This is a genomic window from Microbacterium sp. EST19A, assembly GCF_019969685.1.
GTDB lineage: Bacteria > Actinomycetota > Actinomycetes > Actinomycetales > Microbacteriaceae > Microbacterium.
Map to the genome: position 1 here is coordinate 71,071 of NZ_JAHXYZ010000002.1, position 19,020 is coordinate 90,090.

The following is a 19,020-nucleotide window of genomic DNA, read 5'->3' on the forward strand; positions in this document are numbered from 1 at the left end:
GCGCGCCGCGCGACCGCCGGTGCACAGGGCCTCTCCACTAGGATGGATCTGTGACAGAGGAAGAACAGGCTGTAGAGCCCACGGCATCCGCACCCCGACGCGTCGTCGTCGCCGAAGATGAGTCGTTGATCCGTCTCGACATCGTCGAGATCCTTCGCGACAACGGCTTCGATGTCGTCGGCGAGGCCGGAGACGGCGAGACCGCTGTCGCGCTCGCGACCGAGCTCCGCCCCGACCTGGTCATCATGGATGTGAAGATGCCCCAGCTGGACGGCATCAGCGCGGCCGAGAAGCTGCACAAGGGCAACATCGCCCCGGTCGTGCTCCTGACGGCTTTCAGCCAGAAGGAGCTCGTCGAGCGGGCGAGCGAGGCGGGCGCCCTGGCGTACGTCGTGAAGCCCTTCACCCCGAACGACCTGCTCCCGGCGATCGAGATCGCTCTCGCCCGTCACGAGCAGATCATCACGCTCGAGGCCGAGGTCGCCGACATGGTCGAGCGCTTCGAGACCCGCAAGCTGGTCGACCGCGCCAAGGGTCTTCTCAACGAGAAGATGGGCCTGAGCGAGCCCGAGGCGTTCCGCTGGATCCAGAAGGCGTCGATGGATCGCCGTCTGACGATGCAGGACGTCGCCAAGGCGATCATCGAGCAGCTCGCGCCGAAGAAGTGAGCCCGGAGGGCTCGGATTGAGCCTGCCGAGATCTCACTTCCGGCTCGACGCCGAGCACATCCTGCGCCCGATCCGCCTCGGCGACGGCGCAGCACTGGCACGCGCCTATCTCGCGAACCGCGAGCACCTCGCTCCCTGGGAACCCACCCGCTCCGAGGCGTTCTTCACCGAGGCCGTTCAAGAGGAGCAGGCGCAGCAGTGCGTGACGGATGCCGCGTCGGGCCGCAGCATCCGCTTCGTGATCGAGTCGGACGACGGCGAGATCCGCGGGCGGATGAACCTGAACAACATCGTGCGCGGCGCGTTCTGGAGCGCGGATCTCGGGTACTGGATCGACGTGTCCCGGCTGCGCAGGGGTCTGGCCTCCCGCGCGGTCGACCGGGTCGCCGAGCACGCGCGGGAAGAGCTGCGGCTGCATCGTCTCCAGGCGGCGACCCTGCTGCACAACACGGGGTCGCAGCGGGTGCTCACCGGTGCCGGCTTCGAGCGCATCGGGTCGGCCCCGAAGTACCTGCGGATCGCGGGGGAGTGGCAGGACCACCTGCTGTTCCAGCTGCTGCTGGAGGAGCCGCTCAGCCCGCGGCGGGAACGTCCTTGATCATGTTCGTGATCCGGATCGTGGAACAGCGCCGCCCCTGATCGTCGGTCACGACGATCTCGTGCACCGTGATGCTCCGGCCGAGGTGCACCGGGGTGCAGACTCCGGTGACGACGCCCGACGTGGCGGAGCGCGTGTGCGTCGCGTTGATGTCGACGCCGACCGCGAGGCGGCCGGGACCGGCGTGCAGGTTCGCGGCCATCGAACCGAGCGATTCTCCGAGGACGACATAGGCGCCGCCGTGCATGAGGCCGACGGGCTGCGTGTTGCCCTCCACGGGCAGTGTGGCGACGCAGCGTTCGAGGGTGAACTCGAGGAACTCCATGCCCATCTTCTGAGCGAGTGCGCCCATCCCTCGGGCTGTCGCCCAGTCGAGTCCCTCGCTCGTCGAGACGTCGCTCATGAATCCTCCTCAGCGGGTGTCTGTCGTCCTCGTTAGGCTGACAGGGTGACGGACTCCGCAAAGCCTACCCTCATGGTCATCGACGGCCATTCGCTCGCCTATCGTGCCTTCTTCGCCCTTCCGGTCGAGAACTTCACGACCAAGGACAACCAGCACACGAACGCCATCTACGGCTTCCTGTCGATGCTGGTGAACCTCATCAAGGCCGAGCAGCCGACCCATCTGGCGATCGCCTTCGACACCTCGCGGCATTCGTTCCGCACCGATGAGTACCCCGAGTACAAGGCGACGCGGTCAGAGACCCCGCAGGAGTTCCGGGGCCAGATCCCGCTGCTCCAGGACTGCCTCGCGGCGATGTCGATCCCCGTCCTCACGAAAGAGGGCATCGAGGCCGACGACATCCTCGCCACGCTCTCGACGCAGGGCGTCGAGCAGGGCTACGACGTACTGATCGTCTCGGGAGACCGTGACAGCATCCAGCTCGTCAACGACGAGGTCACGCTGCTGTACCCGAACGTGCAGGGCGTCTCGCAGCTGAAGCGCTACGACCCCGCGACGGTGCAGGAGCGCTACGGAGTGCGGCCGGAGCAGTATCCCGACATCGCCGCGCTCGTCGGCGAGACCAGCGACAACCTGCCGGGCGTGCCCAAGGTCGGCGAGAAGACCGCCGTGAAGTGGCTCACGCAGTTCGGCACGCTCGACGAGCTGCTCGATCGCGCCGACGAGATCAAGGGCGTGGTGGGCGGCAATCTGCGCGACCACATCGACGACGTGCGGCGCAACCGCAAGCTGAACCGACTCCTCACCGACGTCGAGCTTCCCGTCGCACCCGACGACCTCGCGGTGACGCCGATCGATGCGCAGGCAGTGCGCGACATCTTCGCGCGGCTGGAGTTCCGCACGCTGCTCCCGCGTGTATTCGAGGCCGTCGGCGCAGGTGAAGTGGCCGACGACCCGGCGTCGGCCGTCGTGCTTCCCGTCCCCGTCGAGGTCGCCCCCGCGGATCTCGCCGCGTGGGCTGCCGCGCAAGACGGCGACGTCGCTGTGCGGATCATCACCCAGAACGGCAAGCCCGTCCGCATCGGGGTGGCCACGACCAGCGACCTGCGCGAGTCGGACTGGACCGATGCCGCGCCGGAGGCGCTGCGCGACTGGATCGAGTCGCCGAGCCCGAAGGTTCTGCACGATGCGAAGCCGCAGGTGAAGGCGCTGCTGCGCCAGGGCATCCGCCTCGATGGGCTGGGGTACGACACGAGTCTCGCCGGCTGGCTGCTGCGGCCGAGCTTCCCCGACAAGACGCTTGCCGACCTCGTCGAGCGCTACCTCGGCGAGAAGCTGCCCGAGGCCGATCCGTCGCAACTGGTCCCCGAGACCGAAGGGGCGACGCCGTCGCAGGAGGCCTGGTTCGCGCTCCGCGTTGCCGACGCCCTGCGGGAAGACATCCCCGACTCCGTGAACAAGGTCCTCGTCGACATCGAACTGCCGACCTTGCTCACGCTCGCCGACATGGAGGTCGCCGGCGTCTCCGTGTCGCACGACGTGCTCTCGACCTTCTCGGGCGAGCTCGCCACGCGCGCCGAGGGGCTCGCACAGGAGGCGTTCACCAGCATCGGACGCGAGTTCAACCTGGGGTCGCCCAAGCAGCTGCAGGAGGTGCTGTTCGAAGACCTGCAGCTTCCGAAGACCCGCAAGACGAAGTCGGGATACTCGACCGATGCCGCCGCGCTGGCCGATCTGCAGGAGACGCACCCGCATCCCTTCCTGAGTCTGCTCCTGCAGCACCGTGAGGCGACGAAGCTCCGTCAGATCATCGAGTCGCTCGACACCGCGATCGGAGACGACCACCGGGTGCACACGACCTACGTGCAGACCGGAAGCCAGACCGGACGACTGTCGAGCACCGACCCCAACCTGCAGAACATCCCGGTCCGCACCGAGGAGTCGCGCCGCATCCGCAGCGCCTTCCAGGTCGGCGAGGGGTACGAGGCACTCCTCACCGCGGACTACTCGCAGATCGAGATGCGCATCATGGCGCACCTCTCCGGCGACGAGGGGCTCATCGAGGCGTTCAACAGCGGGGAAGACCTGCACCGGTTCGTCGGCGCTCGCGTGTTCGGTGTCGACCCGAGCGATGTGACGGCGGCGATGCGCACGAAGGTCAAGGCGATGTCGTACGGCCTCGTCTACGGGCTCTCGGCTTTCGGCCTCTCGAAGCAGCTGCGCATCGAGCAGTCCGAGGCGAAACAGCTGATGGTCGAGTACTTCGCGCGCTTCGGAGCGGTGCGCGACTACCTCCGTGCGTCGGTGATGAAGGCGAAAGAGGTCGGTTACACCGAGACGATCTTCGGACGCCGCCGCCCGTTCCCCGATCTCGCAAGCCCGAACCGCGTCCTGCGCGAGAATGCCGAGCGCGCCGCGCTGAACGCTCCGATCCAGGGGAGTGCGGCCGACATCATGAAGATCGCGCTGCTGCACATCCACGACGACCTGCGGTCCGAGAAGCTCTCGTCGCGCGCACTGCTGCAGATCCACGACGAGCTCGTGGTCGAGGTCGCTCCCGGCGAGTGGGACGCGGTGGAGCGGGTCGTCCGCACGCGGATGGGCGATGCAGCCGACCTCCAGGTTCCGCTCGACGTGCAGGTCGGCCGCGGTGCCGACTGGAACGAGGCTGCGCACTGAGCAGCCCCACACGGGAGTCCGGCGACGGACAGAACCGATATATCGAAGAGGTGCCGGGGATTAGGCTGAAGGGATGACTTCAGCTCCCCGCACTCCGTCCGCCATCGACAAGGTCGCCGATGAGTGGGTCGATACGATCGCTGTCCTCGCACCCACCCTCGGCACCTACATCGGCCGCGACGAGGTGAACGACCGCTTCGGCGACCTGAGCCCGCAGGGGCACGAAGAGATCGCTGCGGCGACTCGCGCGACGCTCGACAAGCTGTCCGCCCTCGAGCCCGTCGACGCGATCGACGAGGTCACCCAGACCGACCTGAGCGCGGAGCTGCGCCTCGACCTCGAGTTCCACGAGGCGAAGTGGCACCTGCGCGATCTCAACGTGATCGCCTCGAACGCGCAGGACGTGCGCGCGGCATTCGATCTGATGCCGACGGCCACGGCCGACGACTGGAGCGTCGTCGCGACGCGTCTCGCCGCCGTGCCCGACGCACTGCGCGGCTACACCGAGACCCTGCGACAGGGCATCGCCGAAGGTGTCACCCCGGCACGTCGCCAGGTCGTCGAGGTCGCCACCCAGATCGACCGCTACACCGCAGACGACGGCTTCTTCGCCGCTTTCGTCGCCGATGCGGCCCCGGAAGAGGGACAGCTCCCGGCTTCGCTCGCGCGCACGCTCGCCGACAACTCCGCAGCAGCGCGGGTCGCCTACGGTGAGCTCCGTCGCTTCCTCGCGGAAGAGCTCGCCCCCGCGGCGGGAGACGTCGACGCTGTCGGCCGCGAGCTCTACGCACTGAACTCGCGTCGCTTCCTCGGTGCCACGATCGACCTGGACGAGACCTACGAGTGGGGTCGTGAAGAACTCGCCCGCATGGTCGCCGAGCAGACCGCCATCGCGAACGAGATCCTTCCCGGCGCCTCGGTCGAGGAGGCCGTCGCGCACCTGGAGTCCGACCCCGCCCGCAAGCTCGTCGGCACGGATGCGCTCCAGAAGTGGATGCAGGAGACCAGCGACCGTGCCGTCGCCGAGCTCGGCGCCTCGCACTTCGACATCCCGGAGGCGATCCGCACGATCGAGTGCATGATCGCCCCGACCCAGGAGGGCGGGATCTACTACACGGGTCCCACCGACGACTTCTCCCGTCCCGGCCGCATGTGGTGGTCGGTGCCCGAGGGCGTCACCGAGTTCGATACCTGGCGTGAGCTGACCACGGTCTTCCACGAGGGTGTGCCGGGCCACCACCTGCAGATCGCCCAGGCGGTCTACAACCGCGCAGAGCTGAACTCCTGGCGACGTCTGCTGGCGGGCACCTCCGGACATGCCGAGGGCTGGGCCCTCTACGCCGAGCGCCTCATGGAGCAGCTCGGCTACCTGGATGACCCCGCCGACCGTCTCGGCATGCTCGACGGGCAGCGCATGCGCGCCGCCCGCGTCGTGCTCGACATCGGCGTGCACCTCGGCAAGCCCCGCCTCGACGGCACGGGCACCTGGGACGCCGCCTATGCCCTCGACTTCATGCGCGGGAACGTCAACATGTCGGACCAGTTCGTGCAGTTCGAGGTGAACCGCTACCTCGGCTGGCCGGGGCAGGCTCCCTCCTACAAGGTCGGACAGCGTATCTGGGAGCAGATCCGCGATGCCGTCCGCGCGGCCGAGGGGGAGTCGTTCTCGTTCAAGGACTTCCACAAGCGCGCGCTCGACATGGGCGGCGTGGGCCTCGACACCCTGCGCAACTCGCTCCTGCCGCGCTGACGGGAATGCCGCGCGGTCGCACCGTGTTCATTCACCTGAATGGAAAGGGATGACATGAGCATCGAATTCGGGCTGGACACGTTCGGCGACATCACGCGAGATGCGGATGGCGAGCTTCTCACGGCGGCGCAGACGATCCGCAACGTCGTGGCGCAGGCGGAACTGGCCGACAGCGTCGGCGTGGACTTCTTCGGCGTGGGGGAGCACCACCGCTCCGAGTTCGCTGTCTCCGCGCCGGAGATGGTGCTGGCGGCGATCGCCGCGCGCACCGAGCGCATCCGCCTCGGCACGGCCGTCACCGTGCTGTCATCCGACGACCCCGTCCGCGTCTTCGAACGCTTCTCGACGCTCGACGCACTCTCCGGTGGCCGCGCCGAGGTCGTGCTCGGCCGGGGATCCTTCATCGAATCCTTCCCGCTGTTCGGCTACGACCTCCGCGACTACGAGGCGCTCTTCGAGCAGAAGCTCGAACTGTTCACGGAGCTGCTGAAGGAGGAGCCGGTCACCTGGTCGGGCACGATGCGCGCCTCGCTGGAGAACGCGAACGTGTTCCCCAAGACCGAGAACGGCCTTCGCACGTGGGTCGGCGTGGGTGGCAGCCCCGAATCCGTCGTTCGCGTCGCCCGGCACGGTCTCGGACTGATGCTCGCGATCATCGGCGGCCCCGCCGTGCGGTTCAAGCCGTTCGTCGAGCTGTACCACCGCTCGGTCGCGTCCTTCGGAACGACCTCGCACCCGATATCGGTGCACTCGCCCGGCCACATCGCCGAGACGGATGCCGAAGCCTGGGACGCCGCGTACTCCGGCTTCGAGGCGATGAACAACACCATCGGACGCGAGCGCGGCTGGCCTGCGTACAGCCGCGCGCGTTTCCAGAACGACGTCGGTCCCGAGGGCGCCATCTATGCGGGTTCCCCCGACCGTGTCGCGGCCAAGATCGCCGACACCGTCACGACGCTCGGACTCGGACGGTTCGATCTCAAGTACGCGACCGGCACGCTCTCGCACGAGTCCATGATGCGCAGCATCGAGCTCTACGGCACCGAGGTGATCCCGCGGGTGCGCAAGATCCTGGCCGCGCGCGACTGAGCCGTCATCGTAGGGCGGCGCGGGTGCGCGCCGCCCTACGATGAGGACATGGCCAACACCGCCCTGCCGAGCCGTGCGTCGCTCGCCGAGCGCCTCGACGATCTGCCGTTCACGCGGCGCCATCTCCGCGTGCTCACCGGCTCGGGAGCCGGCTGGGCGCTCGACGCGATGGACGTCGGACTCATCTCGTTCATCCTCGCCGCGCTCACTCAGCAGTGGGGTCTGACGAAGACGGACGCGGGCTGGATCGCCTCGATCGGGTTCCTCGGCATGGCGATCGGCGCGACCCTGGGTGGCCTTCTGGCCGACAGGATCGGACGTCGTCAGGTGTTCGCCCTCACGCTGCTCATCTACGGCATCGCGACGGGCGCGAGTGCGCTGGTCGGCGGAATCGCGGCGCTGCTCGTGCTGCGGTTCTTCGTCGGTCTCGGACTGGGCGCCGAGCTGCCGGTCGCGTCGACGTACGTGAGCGAATTCGCTCCCGCCCGCATACGCGGCCGCCTCATCGTAATCCTCGAGGCGTTCTGGGCGGTGGGCTGGACCGCGTCCGCTCTCATCGGGTACTTCGTGATCCCGGCATCCGATGCCGGATGGCGGTGGGCCTTCGCCCTTGGAGCCATTCCGGCGATCTACGCGCTGATCGTCCGCTGGGGGCTGCCGGAGTCCCCACGATGGCTCGCCTCCCGCGGACGGATCGCCGAGGCGGATCGGATCGTCTCGGCCTTCGAGGCCGAGGCTCGCGTCGTCGCGGCACCGGCGATCCGCAAGGAGCCGGCATCGCGCGCGATCGCCGTCACGACCCGCGCGCGCCTGAAGACCCTGTGGAACCAGGAGTTCCGCGTGCGCACTCTCTGCCTCTGGCTCGTGTGGCTGTGCGTCAACTTCGCTTACTACGGCGCGTTCATCTGGATCCCCAGCATCCTGCTCGATGCGGGATTCGACCTGGTGCGGTCGTTCGGGTTCACGCTCATCATCACGCTGGCGCAGCTGCCCGGGTATGCCGTCGCCGCCTGGCTCATCGAGGTCTGGGGGCGGCGCGCGACCCTGTCGGTCTTCCTCGTCGGCTCCGCGGTCTCTGCCGTGTTCTTCGGCACCGCCACCACCGAGACCGCCATCATCGCCTCGGGCATGGCCCTGTCGTTCTTCAACCTCGGCGCCTGGGGTGCTCTGTACGCGATCACGCCCGAGACGTATCCGACGTCGCTCCGTGGAACCGGTGCAGGATGGGCGGCCGGCGTCGGGCGCGTCGCCTCCATCGCCGCACCGCTGTCGGTGCCGCTGCTGCTCGTCGCCGGCGGCACGCCGCTGCTTTTCATCGTCTTCGGCGCGTGTTTCGTGGTGGCGGCGGTCGCCGCTTGGGGACTCGCCGACCGTGGTGGCGCCGCACTCGACGATCGCTGAGCTGCGCCGCGCCGTCCCCGCGCGGGAATAGGCTTGTGCGGTGGCAGATGTGCGTTTCGTGGCTATCGGTGACTCCTTCACGGAAGGGGTCGGCGACATCCTTCCCGACGGCAGGGAACGCGGCTGGGCGGATCTCGCCGCGCAGGGCTGGGCGGACGCCGCAGGGCACTCCATCCAGTACGCGAACCTTGCGATCCGCGGCAAATTGGCTTGGCCGATCGTCGAAGAGCAGCTGGAGCCGGCGCTGGCGCTCCGCCCCACGCACCTCTCGTTCAACGGGGGAGGGAACGACATGCTGCGGCCGCGCACCGACCTCGAGCACATCGCCGACGCCTTCAGCCGCGTGCTCCGCCGCTGCGACCAGGAGGGCGTGACCCTGATCCTTCTCTCCGGCGCGAACCCCAGCGGCCAGCTGCCGATGGGATCACTGGTGCAGCGCCGCGGCGATCTCCTCTCCGAGGCGGTGCTCCGTCGTATCGAGAACCGCCCCGACGTGGTCCGTGCGCTGAACTGGCCCGACCGCGAGCTCTCCGATCCCGCGTACTGGTCAGAGGATCGGCTGCACATGAACGCCGCGGGTCACCACCGCGTCGCCGCGCGCGTCGTCCACGCCCTCGGTTTCGAGCCGCCGGAGACCTGGTGGGCGCCGAGCGAACGAGGTGGAGCGCGACCTTCCGGACTGGCGTACTACCGGGAGCACGTCGGTCCGTGGGTCCGCCGTCGCGTGACGCGCACCTCCTCCGGAGACGGCCGCATGGCGAAGTACCCGATGTGGGTCGAGCGGACCCCGTCGTGAACCGACTGCGCGGCCGCCGGATGCCGCGCCGCATCACCCAGTTGCTCGTCGGTCTGTTCCTCTACGGCATCGGCATCGCCTTCATCGTGCGCGGGATGATCGGGGCGGCACCCTGGGACGTCCTCACGCAGGGAATCGCGCGCCACATCCCGCTGACGTTCGGTGTCATCACCATCCTCGTCAGCATCGTCGTCCTGCTCCTCTGGATTCCGATCCGGCAGAGGCCGGGCATCGGCACCGTGCTGAACGCACTCCTCGTGGGGCCGTCGGCCGACGTGGGCTTCCTCCTGATCCCCGAGACCGACGCCCTCTGGGTGCGGATCATCTTCTTCGTCATCGGTCTGCTGGTGCTCGCCGGCGCCACCGGCCTGTACATCGGTGCGTCATTCGGCCCCGGACCGCGCGACGGCCTCATGACCGGACTTCATCGGCGCACCGGCTGGCCCATCTGGGTCGTGCGCACCGGCCTCGAAGTGATGGTCGTCGCGGTCGGCTGGGCGCTCGGCGGGAACGTCGGCGTCGGCACCGTGGCGTTCGCGCTGCTCGTCGGGCCGTTGTGCCAGTACTTCCTGCGCCTGTTCGCGATCCGCCTCCCCGACGAGGCGAAGCCCGGCACGGAGGCGACGACCACCGGCGAGATCCGGATCGCGGGCTGAGGGCGTGTCCGACCTCGAGATGGCCCGCATTCGTGCGGGATCCGTCACCCTGCACGATGCGCGCCGGAAGCTCCAGCGCACGGTGGAGCTGGAGCCGTTCGAGATCGGCGTCTATCCGGTCACCGAGGAGCAACTGGCAGACGTGCTCGGCATCGCGCAGCGGCATCCGTCCCGCCCTGCCGTCGATGTCAGCTGGCTGCGCGCCGTGCACTTCTGCAACGCGGCGTCCGAATGGGAGGGGTTCGATCCCGTCTACCTGTTCGACGGCGAGGACGTGAGCTGGGATGTCACGGCAGACGGGTATCGGCTGCCGACGGAGGCGGAGTGGGAGTACGCGTGCCGCGCCGGGTCCGTCGGTCCGCACTACGCGCCGCTGGCGGATGCGGCATGGACCAGCGCCGACGGCGTCAGCGCGCCGCAGAACGTGGGCGGCAGGATCCCGAACCTCAACGGCCTTTTCGACACGCTCGGCAACGTGTGGGAATGGTGTTGGGACCTCCTGGATCCGGCGCGGTACGACGACTATCGCGTGTTCCGCGGCGGCGGGTTCGCGGACGATGCCTGGAGCGTGCGGGCATCTGTCCGCCGCGGGGGAGCGCCGCGCATGCATCACGACGACGTCGGCGTCCGGCTCGCGCGCGGCGCGTTCGACACCGACGGCGAGGCGCAGGGATGGTCGGCGGAGGCCGACCGGGAGAGAGCGGCCTTCGACGGACCGCTGCCACCCGGATGGACGCCCCTCCGGCGCTGAATCCGGTCGAGCTGCGCTCAGACGCGGCGGAAGGCGGCCCGGGTCGCTTCGGCCGTCGCCGTGTAGTAGTCCGCCGGTTCGATGAAGAACCACTCGTCGAACGGCACCCCGCTCTCGACAGCTCGGCGGTAGCCGAAGCAGACGAGGTAGAGCGTGCGGACGAACATGATGTCGGCGAGCCGATCGAGCTCTTCCGCTGTCGGCTCGACATGCCGACGGTACGCGGACACCGCGGCGTCGATGCACTCCTGATCCGGGCGACGCGGATTCCACGCCCCGGTGCCCCAGAGGAGGTACGCGAGATCGGCGAGCCGCGGGCCACGACCCGAAGCCTTCCAGTTGAAGGCCATCGGCCCCTCGGCGCTGACCAGTGCGTGATCGGGGGAGTGCAGCAGGTTGCCGTGCAGCAGTGCTTCCGGCAGCCCGGCGCCGTCGTCGGTCGAGCGGACCTTCGACCTGAGCTGCTCGAACCGTTCGCGCTCCACCGGGGGCACCTTGCTGTCGACCGCGTCGAGGAAGGCCAGAGCCGCCAGCAGATCCTGACGGGGCGCTCCCTCATGGCGCGGATCCTCGCCGCTCGCTCCGCCAGGACGACTCGCCGCGGCACCGGCCGGCAGCGCGTGCAGGCGGCCGAGAAGTTCCCCCATGATCGCGAACTTCGCGGGACCCTCCGGCAGGGGAGTGCCATCGATGAACCGGGTGACCAGGACGGAGCTTCCGTCGAGGTCCGTGACCGCGTCGTCGGCGGCGGCGCGCTCGGCCGGGTAGCCGTGCTGTTCCAGGAAACGCAGGATCGCGGCGTCACCCTCGACGCGAGCACGAGAGCGGGCCGGCGGAAAGGCACGGGCGACCCACGGGGCGCCGTCGTTCCGGTCGATGCGGAAGACGTAGGTCTTGTGCACGCTGAGTCTCGTCGCGGTGGTCGCGTCGATGCCGTAGCGGTCACGGAGATGATCGAGCAGTCGATCGCCTGCGGGCTCGTGATCCATCCGCGAGCTCAGCCCATCGATGTCCGCGAGAGCAGCGGTGTACCGCTGACCTGTCTCCTCGGCGTGGCGGCGAACGACTCTCTTGAAACGGGCGTCCTTGGTCATGGCAAAGCCTCCTCGCGACACTCTCGCCCTCCAGCGACGCAGGTGTCAGAAGATGGCTTCCGGCAGTCACGACCGTGGGGGCTGATCCCCTTCGCGACGCGAACACCGGCTGGAGCGGATGTTCCGAAGCTCGGCGACTGGTCGGCGCCGTGGGCTCATCCTCGCCGAGAAACGGTGCCAGGTCAAGGAGTGTTCTGCGGCTGATCGGCCGCCTTCATCTGCTTGATCATGTAGCGGTTCGGATCCTCCGCAGGAGCGAATCCATACTGGGCGTAGAGGCCATGCGCGTCGGAGGTGGCAAGCAGGATACGACTCACCGGCAGCGGCTGCAGGTCGGCGATGACGCCCTCGACGAGCATCTTGCCGACGCCGTTCCCTCGCGCGCTCTCGTCGACGAAGACGTCGCACAACCAGGCGAACGTCACGGCATCCGTCACGACACGGGCATAGGCGACCTGTTCGCCGTCCGTGTTCCACACGCTGTAGTTGCGCGAGCCGTCGATCGCGGCATCCTGCACCTCCCGTGCGCGTCCCTTGGCCCAGTACGCCTGCTCACTGAGCCAGGCGTGCACCTGCGTGCGGTCGATACGGGACGAATCAGAGGAGAAGGTGAAGCCAGAGACCATGCTTCATCCTATGAGTGCTCAGCGACGTCGCTCGGGATCCAGACCGATGCGGATCCGCGTGCGCTTCCGCTCGATGAGGATGAAGACGACCCCCAGGATCCACAGCGGTATGGGCATCAGGAAGGCGATGCGGAAGGCGTCGAGCGAGTACGTCTCGGGGGTTCCCGCACCCTGCAGGTCGAGCGCGAGCCCGATCAGGAAGATCGCGATGAGGGCAGCGATGAAGCCGCCGGCGTTGGTGACTCCGGTCGCTGTGCTCAGGCGGTGCGAGGGATTGTGGGTGCGGGCGTGGTCGAAGGCGATCATCGAGGCGGGGCCGCCGGTGGCCAGCGCGATGGCGAGCAGATACAGCAGCCACAGGGGAGCGGGCCCGGGGAGGGCGAGGACGACGATCCATGCCACCATCTGCACACCGACGGCGGGAAGGACGAGGGCGAGGGAACGATAGTTCGGCAGTCTTCGAGAGAGATCGCCGATGACGGGACCCAGGACCATGCCGGCGACGACATAGACCGAGATGATGCCAGCCGCGTGAGCGGTGTCCAGTCCTTGAGCGGCAGTCAGGAACGGCATACCCCAGAGGAGGACGAATGCGGTGCCGGCGAAAGGCGTCGTGAAGTGCGACCAGAAGGCGAGCCTGGTGCCGGGGTGCGCCCAGGCCGCGCGGATGCCGACACCGGTGTCGATCGCCGAGGTCACGACGCGGATCACGCCGGTATCGGTGTTGACGGTGACGTCGGCGTCGCGCTCGGGCGGGTGGTTGCGGATGATGAGGAAGACGAGGATCGCGAACAGCACGCCGAGGCCGGCGATGCTCCCGAAGGTGATCGTCCAGGTCGTCGCGTGCAGGAGCGCGGCGAGCGGGACGAGAGCGATCAGTTGGCCGGCCTGCCCGACGATGCCGGTGAACTGCACCATGATCGGACCGCGCTGCGCCGGAAACCAGGTCGCGACGAGCCGGAGGACGGCGGGGAAGATCGCCGCGTCACCGGCGCCGAGGAGCACGCGTGCCACGATGGCGATGCCCACGCTGGGGGAGAGAGCCATGGTCAGCTGGCCCGCGGCCATCAGGAGCATGCCGACGGTCATGATCGGCCGGGAACCGTAGCGGTCGAGGAGCACGCCGATCGGGATCTGCATGCCGCCGTAGACAGCGAGCTGGACGACGGCGAAGAGGGCCAGCGTCGACGCGTCGGCCTGGAAGCGATCCGCCGCCTCCACCCCGACCGCGCCGAGCGAGGTGCGGTTCGTGATCGCGAGAACGTAAGCCGCGACGCCCACCGACCACACCAGCCATGCCCGCCACTCCGGCGTCGACACGGGGGAGCGGGGGACCTGCGGCACGCTTCCACGCTACTCCTGTGGGGTGATGTCGGATGCCGCCGCTAGCCTGCTCGCATGATGACCACACCGCAGCACCACTCCCTCGACTACGTCGAACTCGTCGTGACAGATCTCGCCGCTGCCACCCGGTTCTATACCGAGGCCTTCGGCTGGTCCTTCGTCGACTACGGCCCCGGCTACGCGGGGATCGCCGCCCCCGACGGCGAGGGCGAGGTCGGCGGACTCCTGGTCGCCGAAGAACCGCGACCGGTCGGTGGACCGCTCGTGCTGCTGTACTCGGCGGATCTCGACGCGACGATGGACGGCATCGTGGCGGCGGGAGGGACGATCCTGCAGCTGCCGTACGAGTTCCCGGGCGGTCGGCGGCTTCACTTCGCCGACCCGAGTGGCAACGAACTGGGAGTCTGGGCCGCGCAGTAGTCTGACCGGATGCTGTTCTCTCTCACCGGTGCCAGCGGGGTGGGCAAGTCGACGGTCCTGGCTCATCTCGACGGGGTGACGTGGCCGGAACCGGTGCGCTGCGTCGAGTTCGATTCGATCGGTGTGCCCGACGGCGCGGACACGGCATGGCGTCATGGTGCTGTCGAGCACTGGGTGCAGCAGGCGCTTCAGGCACAGGCCGCGGGTGAGCACATGCTTCTCTGCGGCCAGGTGCCGATGGGCGAGTTGCTCGCTGCGCCGTCCGCGGACAGCCTCGACGACATCGCGGTGTGCATGCTGCACTGCTCTCCCGAGGTGCGGACCGAGCGTCTGCAAGCGCGCGGTGAGGATCCGGCGGCGATCGTGCACCACAACCGGTTCGGAGAGTGGTTCCGCGGCCACACGCTCGACCCCCGACATGCACCCGAGGTGATCCGCGTCGAGAGCGGGGTGCCGATGGCTTGGGAGCGGTGGGCCGAATGGGAGCGCGGTGATGCGCGCTGGGCGGCGGAGATCATCGACACCGATGGGCTTGCGTCGGAGGAGGTCGCGGGCGTGGTGGAGGAATGGGTTCGGCGAACGCTCGCGGTCCGTTCCCGGGGCTGAAGCCGGATCGCAGATGCTCCGGCAGACCCGATCAGTCCGGCCTGTGTGCGATGACCATCAGATGTGCGCTCTGATCGCGGATGCCAGGGACGGCGGACGCGGCGCGAGCGATGGTCAGTGCGGCCGGCACCTTGGCCCGGGGCGACGATACTGGTCTGATGACGGAACCTCGAGGTCTCTTCGTGCCCCGCATCGTGGGAAACGAGATCACTCTCCGCGATTTCGAGGAAGGTGACATCGAGGCCGTTCTCGAGGCATCGACAGACGACGCGATCACGAGCGTCACGACGGTTCCTCCGGTGGCGGATCCGCGACTTGCGGAAGAGTGGATAGCTCGGCAGCACCGACGCGCAGCCAGCGGCACCGGCTATTCGTTCGCCATCCAGGCGGGGGATGAGTGCGTCGGCCAGATCGGACTGTGGCTGCGGGACATCGATCAGGGACGTGCGACGATCGGCTACTGGATCCGTCCGAGCCATCGACGCCGCGGACACGCGTTCGATGCGCTGCAGACTCTCTGTGTCTGGGCGTGGGAGACCGCCGAGCTGCATCGCCTGCAGCTTCATGTCGATCCCTCGAACGAGGCGTCGTGGCGGATGGCGGAGCGAGCCGGATTCGCTCGTGAAGGCCTTCTGCACTCGTGGCAGAAGATCGGAAGCGCGCGGCGCGACATGCTCGTCTACGGCCTCATCCGGCCGAGCTGAGCATCGAGCTTCCTATCAGTTGAGGCGCTGCGTGAGGTGCACGGTGACCTCGTCACCGTCCGTCTTGTCGATCCGCTTGCGGATGGCCGCGGCGATGGGAAGCTTGTGCGTACCGTCGCCGAGGGCCATGAACGCGCCGCGGAACTCTTCTCCGTCGACGGTTCCGGCGACCTTGACCAGGCCACGAGTCCCGAAGACGGACGCCGAATCCGGCAGCTGGACGCAAGTCCAGGTGTCTCCGTCGCGAACCTTCCCGAGCGTGGCGACGAAGATGATGTCGAGGGGAGTGACGGTGTCCATGATGTGCTCCTGTCTTGCCGGTGGCGCCGCGTCAAGCGAAGAAGCCGACGATCGCGCCGATGAGAACGAGCTTTAAGATCCAGTCCAGAAGGTGGATCCCTGCGGCGGGGAGTGCGGTGTTCTCATGGACGACACCACCCATGAGGAGGATCAGCGGGAGCGTCGCCAGGGCCAGTCCGAGCCCGATGCCGGGAAGGGCGCCATGCCAGTCCGCCGCCAGCATCAACCCCGCGACGAGACACGATGCGACGAGGCTGCGCACGACGACCGACAGCATCTGCACGCTCACGGGCATGCCCGGTCGGGGAGTGCTGGCCCGCGTGACGACCGCCGAAACAGGCGGAATCGCGTACAGCACGGCGCTCGCGACGAACGAGACCACCGTTGCGATGATGATTCCCCACACGAACATGTCGACTCCTTTAGTACCGAGTAGTACTCAAGGTAGGTTGCGGTTTAAGAACTGTCAAGTACTAATATGGGGACATGGCCTCAGAATTGACGACTCGGGGACGCCCCGCCGGACTCACGGGGGAGGATCTCATCGTCGTCGCGCGAGAAGTGTTCCTCGAGCGCGGCTATGCCGGAGCATCGATGGACGAAGTCGCCAAGCGGGCGAGGATCTCGAAGGCATCGCTTTATCGGGCGCACCCGTCCAAGAGTGCGCTCTACGCTGCGGTCGTCCGACAGTGGGCAGCCGCCGGGAGACATGCGATGCGACCCGCGCTGGAGCATCTGCGGGGGAGTGCTGACACGAGGCAGGGCCTCATCGACCTCGCGGAGACGATGCATGCCGGCATCCTGAGCGAACCCGTGCTGGCGATGCGGCGACTCGTCACCGCAGAAGCCGACAACGAGCCGGAGGTCGCGGCGACATACCTGACCGAGAGTTGGGACGCCAACATCGCGAATCTCGCCGACGCGCTGAGCGCGCTGGCCGATGCGGGGGAGCTGCGCGTCGAAGACGCCCATGCCGCCGCCGAGCAATTCACCTGGCTGGTGATCGGCGCCCCCCTGAACGCACGACTGCTCGGAGGACGAGCGGATGAGTCGTCGCGTGCCGCCGCCGTCGACCTGTTCCTCGCTGGATACGGCGTGCGGTGAGGAGAGCCGTGTTCATCGCATCCGGTTTCGTGAGCGCATGTTGAATAGGGGGATGCCGGACCCTCAGACGCCCGACTCCGCATCAGGCTACTCAGGACCCACCCGCCGGAGCTTTCTCATCGCTGCAGGTGCCGGTGTCACCGTGACCGCAGCGGGGATCTGGCTCGCGACGACTCCTGAGGCGCCGGACAGCGCGATGCCGCCCCTGGACCCGGACAACCCGAGGGGACTGGCGCATTACGATCCCGTTTACCCCCGTGCGGCAAGGGGTCTCGAAGCGCCTCTGGGGTTCGAGAACTGTGCGAATCCCACCGCTCGGGCGCGCCGTGACATAGCAGGAAGCGACGGCCACGTGGTCACGCCGGTGATCGACAGGTTCATCATCCACCACACGGGCACGACCAACGATCAGCTGGATTTCCTCTCGCGCTGCAACAAGCGTTCCTCGGCGCCGACGTTCTATCTGCGTCACGACGGTTCCGTCATCGAGTTGATCCGCCCCGGAGCGAAGCCTTCCTCGACCGGCGCCGATTGGAACTGGCGCTCCGTTGCGGTGGAGACGCTCGCTGCCACCGGGGCGCCTGAGTACGCCGTGACGGCGGAGCAGCTGGAGGAACTCTCACAGATGATCGCATGGCTCGCGACCTTCGACGGCAAGAGCCTGGACGGCGTACCGGTGTCGTTCACGATCGACCGGGAGCACGTCATCACCCATCAGGAGACATGGTCGGGGACCGAGTGTCCTGGTCCGTACCTGCAGGCGCGACTGGACGACATCGTTGCGCGGGCGAGGGACATCTTCCTCAACGAACTGACATAATGTGCATTATCGGCTACATCATAATCGGCAGAATCGACGGGGCGGCTTCGTCAGTCATGTCCGTGGCCGCCGCGGGCGATGACAGCACGGATGAGTGCGATGGCCGCCGAAGAATGGTTCGACACGCTCCACGGCACTGCAGGAAGCACGCCGCGCAGGGATGCGACGTCACCGCCATCGACGATCTCGACGATGCGCCTTCCGTCGCACGTGCAGGTCTCGCTGATGATCCGGCCGCCTGGATCCTCGCAGCTCAGTGCAGACAGCATCGATTCTCTGGTATCCCAAACCAATTTTGGGATACCAAACCTGAGGTATGCGAGTCCGTCACCTTTGTCTCAGTAGGCTCGCCGTGTGAACGCAGACAACGTGGAGATCGATGGAGCGACGGCGCGGCAGGCCAATCGTGAGAACTGGGAGGACCGCGTCCCATTGCATGAGGAGGCATACGGACTCGATGCCTATGACGATCCTGCCCATCTCAGCGACGTCGTGCGCCATGACCTTCCCGTGCTCACGTCGTTCCTTCCCGATGGCTCACTCACCGGCCTCGATCTGTGTCACCTGCAGTGCCACATCGGCACGGATACGGTGTCGCTAGCCCGCGCCGGCGCGAACGTCACCGGCGTCGATTTCTCACCGGCCGCGTTGGCAGCAGCCGCGCGGCTCGCGGCGACGGCCGGCGTGCCGGCCACATGGGTCGAGACCGACGTCTTGCACGCCCGGGCCGCTGTCACGGGCGATTTCGACATCGTCTACACGAGCATCGGTACGATCACCTGGCTCGATGATCTGGAGCGCTGGGCGACGCAGATCGCCAGCCTGCTGAGGCCCGGCGGCACGTTCTTCATCCGCGACGGACATCCGCTGCTGTACGCCCTCGATGAGGAGGCCGAGAATCTGACGCTCCGCTACCCCTACTTCGGCGACGGCCGCGCGCAGCGCTGGGACGATGCGTCGACCTACGTCGGTGGAGGAACCGTCGCCCACGCGCGCACGTATGAGTGGCCCCATCCGCTCTCCGAGATCTTCAGCGTGCTGATCCGCGCGGGGCTTCAGATCCTCCACTTCGATGAGGAGCGCATGCTCCCCTGGCGATTCAGCCCGCGTATGGTCGAGGTCCCCGGAGGGTGGGCGTGGCCCGAAGCCGAACGGAACCTCGTACCCTGCACCTACACGATCGTCGCACGACGGCCCTGAGACCGCGGCCC

Annotated in this window: 22 protein-coding genes; 15 read left to right on the top strand and 7 right to left on the bottom strand. The window is 67.8% G+C overall.

What is annotated here, in order from left to right; genetic code table 11:
- Nucleotides 1-50 precede the first annotated feature (50 nt).
- Both LC452_RS10275 and LC452_RS10280 read left to right on the top strand, forming a co-directional pair.
- Nucleotides 51-668, top strand: coding sequence for an ANTAR domain-containing response regulator (locus tag LC452_RS10275; protein WP_136055793.1), 618 nt, complete (start codon nt 51-53; stop codon nt 666-668).
- 16 nt (nt 669-684) lie between these two features.
- Nucleotides 685-1,266, top strand: a complete 582-nt coding sequence (locus tag LC452_RS10280) for a GNAT family N-acetyltransferase (RefSeq protein WP_223624864.1) — start codon at nt 685-687, stop codon at nt 1,264-1,266.
- Here LC452_RS10280 and LC452_RS10285 read toward each other — a convergent pair.
- The gene (locus LC452_RS10285) at nt 1,241-1,669 is read right to left on the bottom strand and encodes a hotdog fold thioesterase (RefSeq protein WP_223624866.1); all 429 of its coding nucleotides are present in this window, start codon (nt 1,667-1,669) and stop codon (nt 1,241-1,243) included. The two genes, LC452_RS10280 and LC452_RS10285, sit on opposite strands and share 26 nt — an antisense overlap.
- 45 nt (nt 1,670-1,714) lie before the next feature.
- Between LC452_RS10285 and polA the strand changes: the two genes are divergently transcribed.
- The 7 genes from polA to LC452_RS10320 all read left to right on the top strand — a co-directional run bounded on the left by polA (nt 1,715) and on the right by LC452_RS10320 (nt 10,791).
- Nucleotides 1,715-4,348 carry a DNA polymerase I gene (gene polA / locus LC452_RS10290; protein WP_223624868.1) on the top strand — a complete coding sequence of 878 codons (2,634 nt, stop codon included), beginning with the start codon at nt 1,715-1,717 and terminating at the stop codon, nt 4,346-4,348.
- A gap of 73 nt (nt 4,349-4,421) precedes the next feature.
- Entirely contained in the window at nt 4,422-6,098 is a 1,677-nt protein-coding gene (locus tag LC452_RS10295; RefSeq protein ID WP_223624870.1) for a DUF885 domain-containing protein, read from the top strand.
- Nucleotides 6,099-6,152: 54 nt separating this feature from the next.
- Complete coding sequence (locus LC452_RS10300; protein WP_223624872.1) at nt 6,153-7,187, top strand: LLM class flavin-dependent oxidoreductase; 1,035 nt, start codon at nt 6,153-6,155, stop codon at nt 7,185-7,187.
- Nucleotides 7,188-7,235: 48 nt separating this feature from the next.
- Nucleotides 7,236-8,588, top strand: a complete 1,353-nt coding sequence (locus tag LC452_RS10305; protein WP_223624874.1) for an MFS transporter — start codon at nt 7,236-7,238, stop codon at nt 8,586-8,588.
- A 49-nt stretch (nt 8,589-8,637) separates the two neighbouring features.
- Nucleotides 8,638-9,384: an SGNH/GDSL hydrolase family protein gene (locus LC452_RS10310; protein ID WP_223627615.1), complete on the top strand. Its 747-nt coding sequence runs from the start codon at nt 8,638-8,640 to the stop codon at nt 9,382-9,384.
- On the top strand, nt 9,381-10,040 hold the full coding sequence (locus LC452_RS10315) for a hypothetical protein (RefSeq protein ID WP_308116474.1): 660 nt from the start codon (nt 9,381-9,383) through the stop codon (nt 10,038-10,040). The genes LC452_RS10310 and LC452_RS10315 overlap by 4 nt, the downstream gene beginning before the upstream one ends.
- A gap of 4 nt (nt 10,041-10,044) precedes the next feature.
- Nucleotides 10,045-10,791 carry a formylglycine-generating enzyme family protein gene (locus tag LC452_RS10320; protein ID WP_223624876.1) on the top strand — a complete coding sequence of 249 codons (747 nt, stop codon included), beginning with the start codon at nt 10,045-10,047 and terminating at the stop codon, nt 10,789-10,791.
- A gap of 17 nt (nt 10,792-10,808) precedes the next feature.
- Here the strand turns inward: LC452_RS10320 and LC452_RS10325 are convergent, their stop codons facing one another.
- The 3 genes from LC452_RS10325 to LC452_RS10335 form a co-directional block, all read right to left on the bottom strand.
- Nucleotides 10,809-11,885 (bottom strand): phosphotransferase enzyme family protein, encoded by a 1,077-nt coding sequence (locus LC452_RS10325; RefSeq protein WP_223624878.1) that lies wholly within the window; start codon nt 11,883-11,885, stop codon nt 10,809-10,811.
- Nucleotides 11,886-12,067: 182 nt separating this feature from the next.
- Nucleotides 12,068-12,511 (bottom strand): GNAT family N-acetyltransferase, encoded by a 444-nt coding sequence (locus LC452_RS10330; protein ID WP_223624880.1) that lies wholly within the window; start codon nt 12,509-12,511, stop codon nt 12,068-12,070.
- Nucleotides 12,512-12,529: 18 nt separating this feature from the next.
- Complete coding sequence (locus LC452_RS10335; RefSeq protein ID WP_223624882.1) at nt 12,530-13,855, bottom strand: nitrate/nitrite transporter; 1,326 nt, start codon at nt 13,853-13,855, stop codon at nt 12,530-12,532.
- A gap of 54 nt (nt 13,856-13,909) precedes the next feature.
- On the opposite strand from LC452_RS10335, the gene LC452_RS10340 reads away from it, so the two are divergent.
- From LC452_RS10340 to LC452_RS10350, 3 genes are all read left to right on the top strand, one after another.
- Nucleotides 13,910-14,275, top strand: coding sequence for a VOC family protein (locus LC452_RS10340; protein WP_223624884.1), 366 nt, complete (start codon nt 13,910-13,912; stop codon nt 14,273-14,275).
- A 9-nt stretch (nt 14,276-14,284) separates the two neighbouring features.
- The gene (locus LC452_RS10345) at nt 14,285-14,881 is read left to right on the top strand and encodes an AAA family ATPase (protein WP_223624886.1); all 597 of its coding nucleotides are present in this window, start codon (nt 14,285-14,287) and stop codon (nt 14,879-14,881) included.
- Nucleotides 14,882-15,039: 158 nt separating this feature from the next.
- Entirely contained in the window at nt 15,040-15,585 is a 546-nt protein-coding gene (locus LC452_RS10350) for a GNAT family N-acetyltransferase (protein ID WP_223624889.1), read from the top strand.
- A gap of 15 nt (nt 15,586-15,600) precedes the next feature.
- On the opposite strand, the gene LC452_RS10355 is transcribed toward LC452_RS10350, so the two are convergent.
- Nucleotides 15,601-15,885, bottom strand: coding sequence for a DUF1905 domain-containing protein (locus tag LC452_RS10355; RefSeq protein WP_223624891.1), 285 nt, complete (start codon nt 15,883-15,885; stop codon nt 15,601-15,603).
- 31 nt (nt 15,886-15,916) lie between these two features.
- Nucleotides 15,917-16,297 carry a DUF1761 domain-containing protein gene (locus LC452_RS10360; RefSeq protein WP_223624893.1) on the bottom strand — a complete coding sequence of 127 codons (381 nt, stop codon included), beginning with the start codon at nt 16,295-16,297 and terminating at the stop codon, nt 15,917-15,919.
- 74 nt (nt 16,298-16,371) lie between these two features.
- On the opposite strand from LC452_RS10360, the gene LC452_RS10365 reads away from it, so the two are divergent.
- Complete coding sequence (locus LC452_RS10365; protein WP_223624895.1) at nt 16,372-16,989, top strand: TetR/AcrR family transcriptional regulator; 618 nt, start codon at nt 16,372-16,374, stop codon at nt 16,987-16,989.
- 52 nt (nt 16,990-17,041) lie between these two features.
- Nucleotides 17,042-17,809, top strand: coding sequence for a peptidoglycan recognition family protein (locus tag LC452_RS10370; RefSeq protein ID WP_223624897.1), 768 nt, complete (start codon nt 17,042-17,044; stop codon nt 17,807-17,809).
- Nucleotides 17,810-17,859: 50 nt separating this feature from the next.
- Here the strand turns inward: LC452_RS10370 and LC452_RS10375 are convergent, their stop codons facing one another.
- Entirely contained in the window at nt 17,860-18,078 is a 219-nt protein-coding gene (locus LC452_RS10375; protein WP_223624899.1) for a hypothetical protein, read from the bottom strand.
- 85 nt (nt 18,079-18,163) lie between these two features.
- On the opposite strand from LC452_RS10375, the gene LC452_RS10380 reads away from it, so the two are divergent.
- Nucleotides 18,164-19,009, top strand: coding sequence for a bifunctional 2-polyprenyl-6-hydroxyphenol methylase/3-demethylubiquinol 3-O-methyltransferase UbiG (locus LC452_RS10380; protein ID WP_223624901.1), 846 nt, complete (start codon nt 18,164-18,166; stop codon nt 19,007-19,009).
- The last annotated feature ends 11 nt before the right edge of the window (nt 19,010-19,020 follow it).

Coding starts and splice junctions, on each gene's coding strand:
- LC452_RS10345 (WP_223624886.1), top strand. CDS start 14,285: ATGCTGTTCTCTCTCACCGGTGCCAGCGGGGTGGGCAAGTCGACGGTC.
- LC452_RS10295 (WP_223624870.1), top strand. CDS start 4,422: ATGACTTCAGCTCCCCGCACTCCGTCCGCCATCGACAAGGTCGCCGAT.
- LC452_RS10285 (WP_223624866.1), bottom strand. CDS start 1,669: ATGAGCGACGTCTCGACGAGCGAGGGACTCGACTGGGCGACAGCCCGA.
- LC452_RS10355 (WP_223624891.1), bottom strand. CDS start 15,885: ATGGACACCGTCACTCCCCTCGACATCATCTTCGTCGCCACGCTCGGG.
- LC452_RS10370 (WP_223624897.1), top strand. CDS start 17,042: ATGCCGGACCCTCAGACGCCCGACTCCGCATCAGGCTACTCAGGACCC.
- LC452_RS10340 (WP_223624884.1), top strand. CDS start 13,910: ATGATGACCACACCGCAGCACCACTCCCTCGACTACGTCGAACTCGTC.
- LC452_RS10360 (WP_223624893.1), bottom strand. CDS start 16,297: ATGTTCGTGTGGGGAATCATCATCGCAACGGTGGTCTCGTTCGTCGCG.
- LC452_RS10375 (WP_223624899.1), bottom strand. CDS start 18,078: ATGCTGTCTGCACTGAGCTGCGAGGATCCAGGCGGCCGGATCATCAGC.
- LC452_RS10330 (WP_223624880.1), bottom strand. CDS start 12,511: ATGGTCTCTGGCTTCACCTTCTCCTCTGATTCGTCCCGTATCGACCGC.
- LC452_RS10300 (WP_223624872.1), top strand. CDS start 6,153: ATGAGCATCGAATTCGGGCTGGACACGTTCGGCGACATCACGCGAGAT.
- LC452_RS10305 (WP_223624874.1), top strand. CDS start 7,236: ATGGCCAACACCGCCCTGCCGAGCCGTGCGTCGCTCGCCGAGCGCCTC.
- LC452_RS10325 (WP_223624878.1), bottom strand. CDS start 11,885: ATGACCAAGGACGCCCGTTTCAAGAGAGTCGTTCGCCGCCACGCCGAG.
- LC452_RS10365 (WP_223624895.1), top strand. CDS start 16,372: ATGGCCTCAGAATTGACGACTCGGGGACGCCCCGCCGGACTCACGGGG.
- LC452_RS10350 (WP_223624889.1), top strand. CDS start 15,040: ATGACGGAACCTCGAGGTCTCTTCGTGCCCCGCATCGTGGGAAACGAG.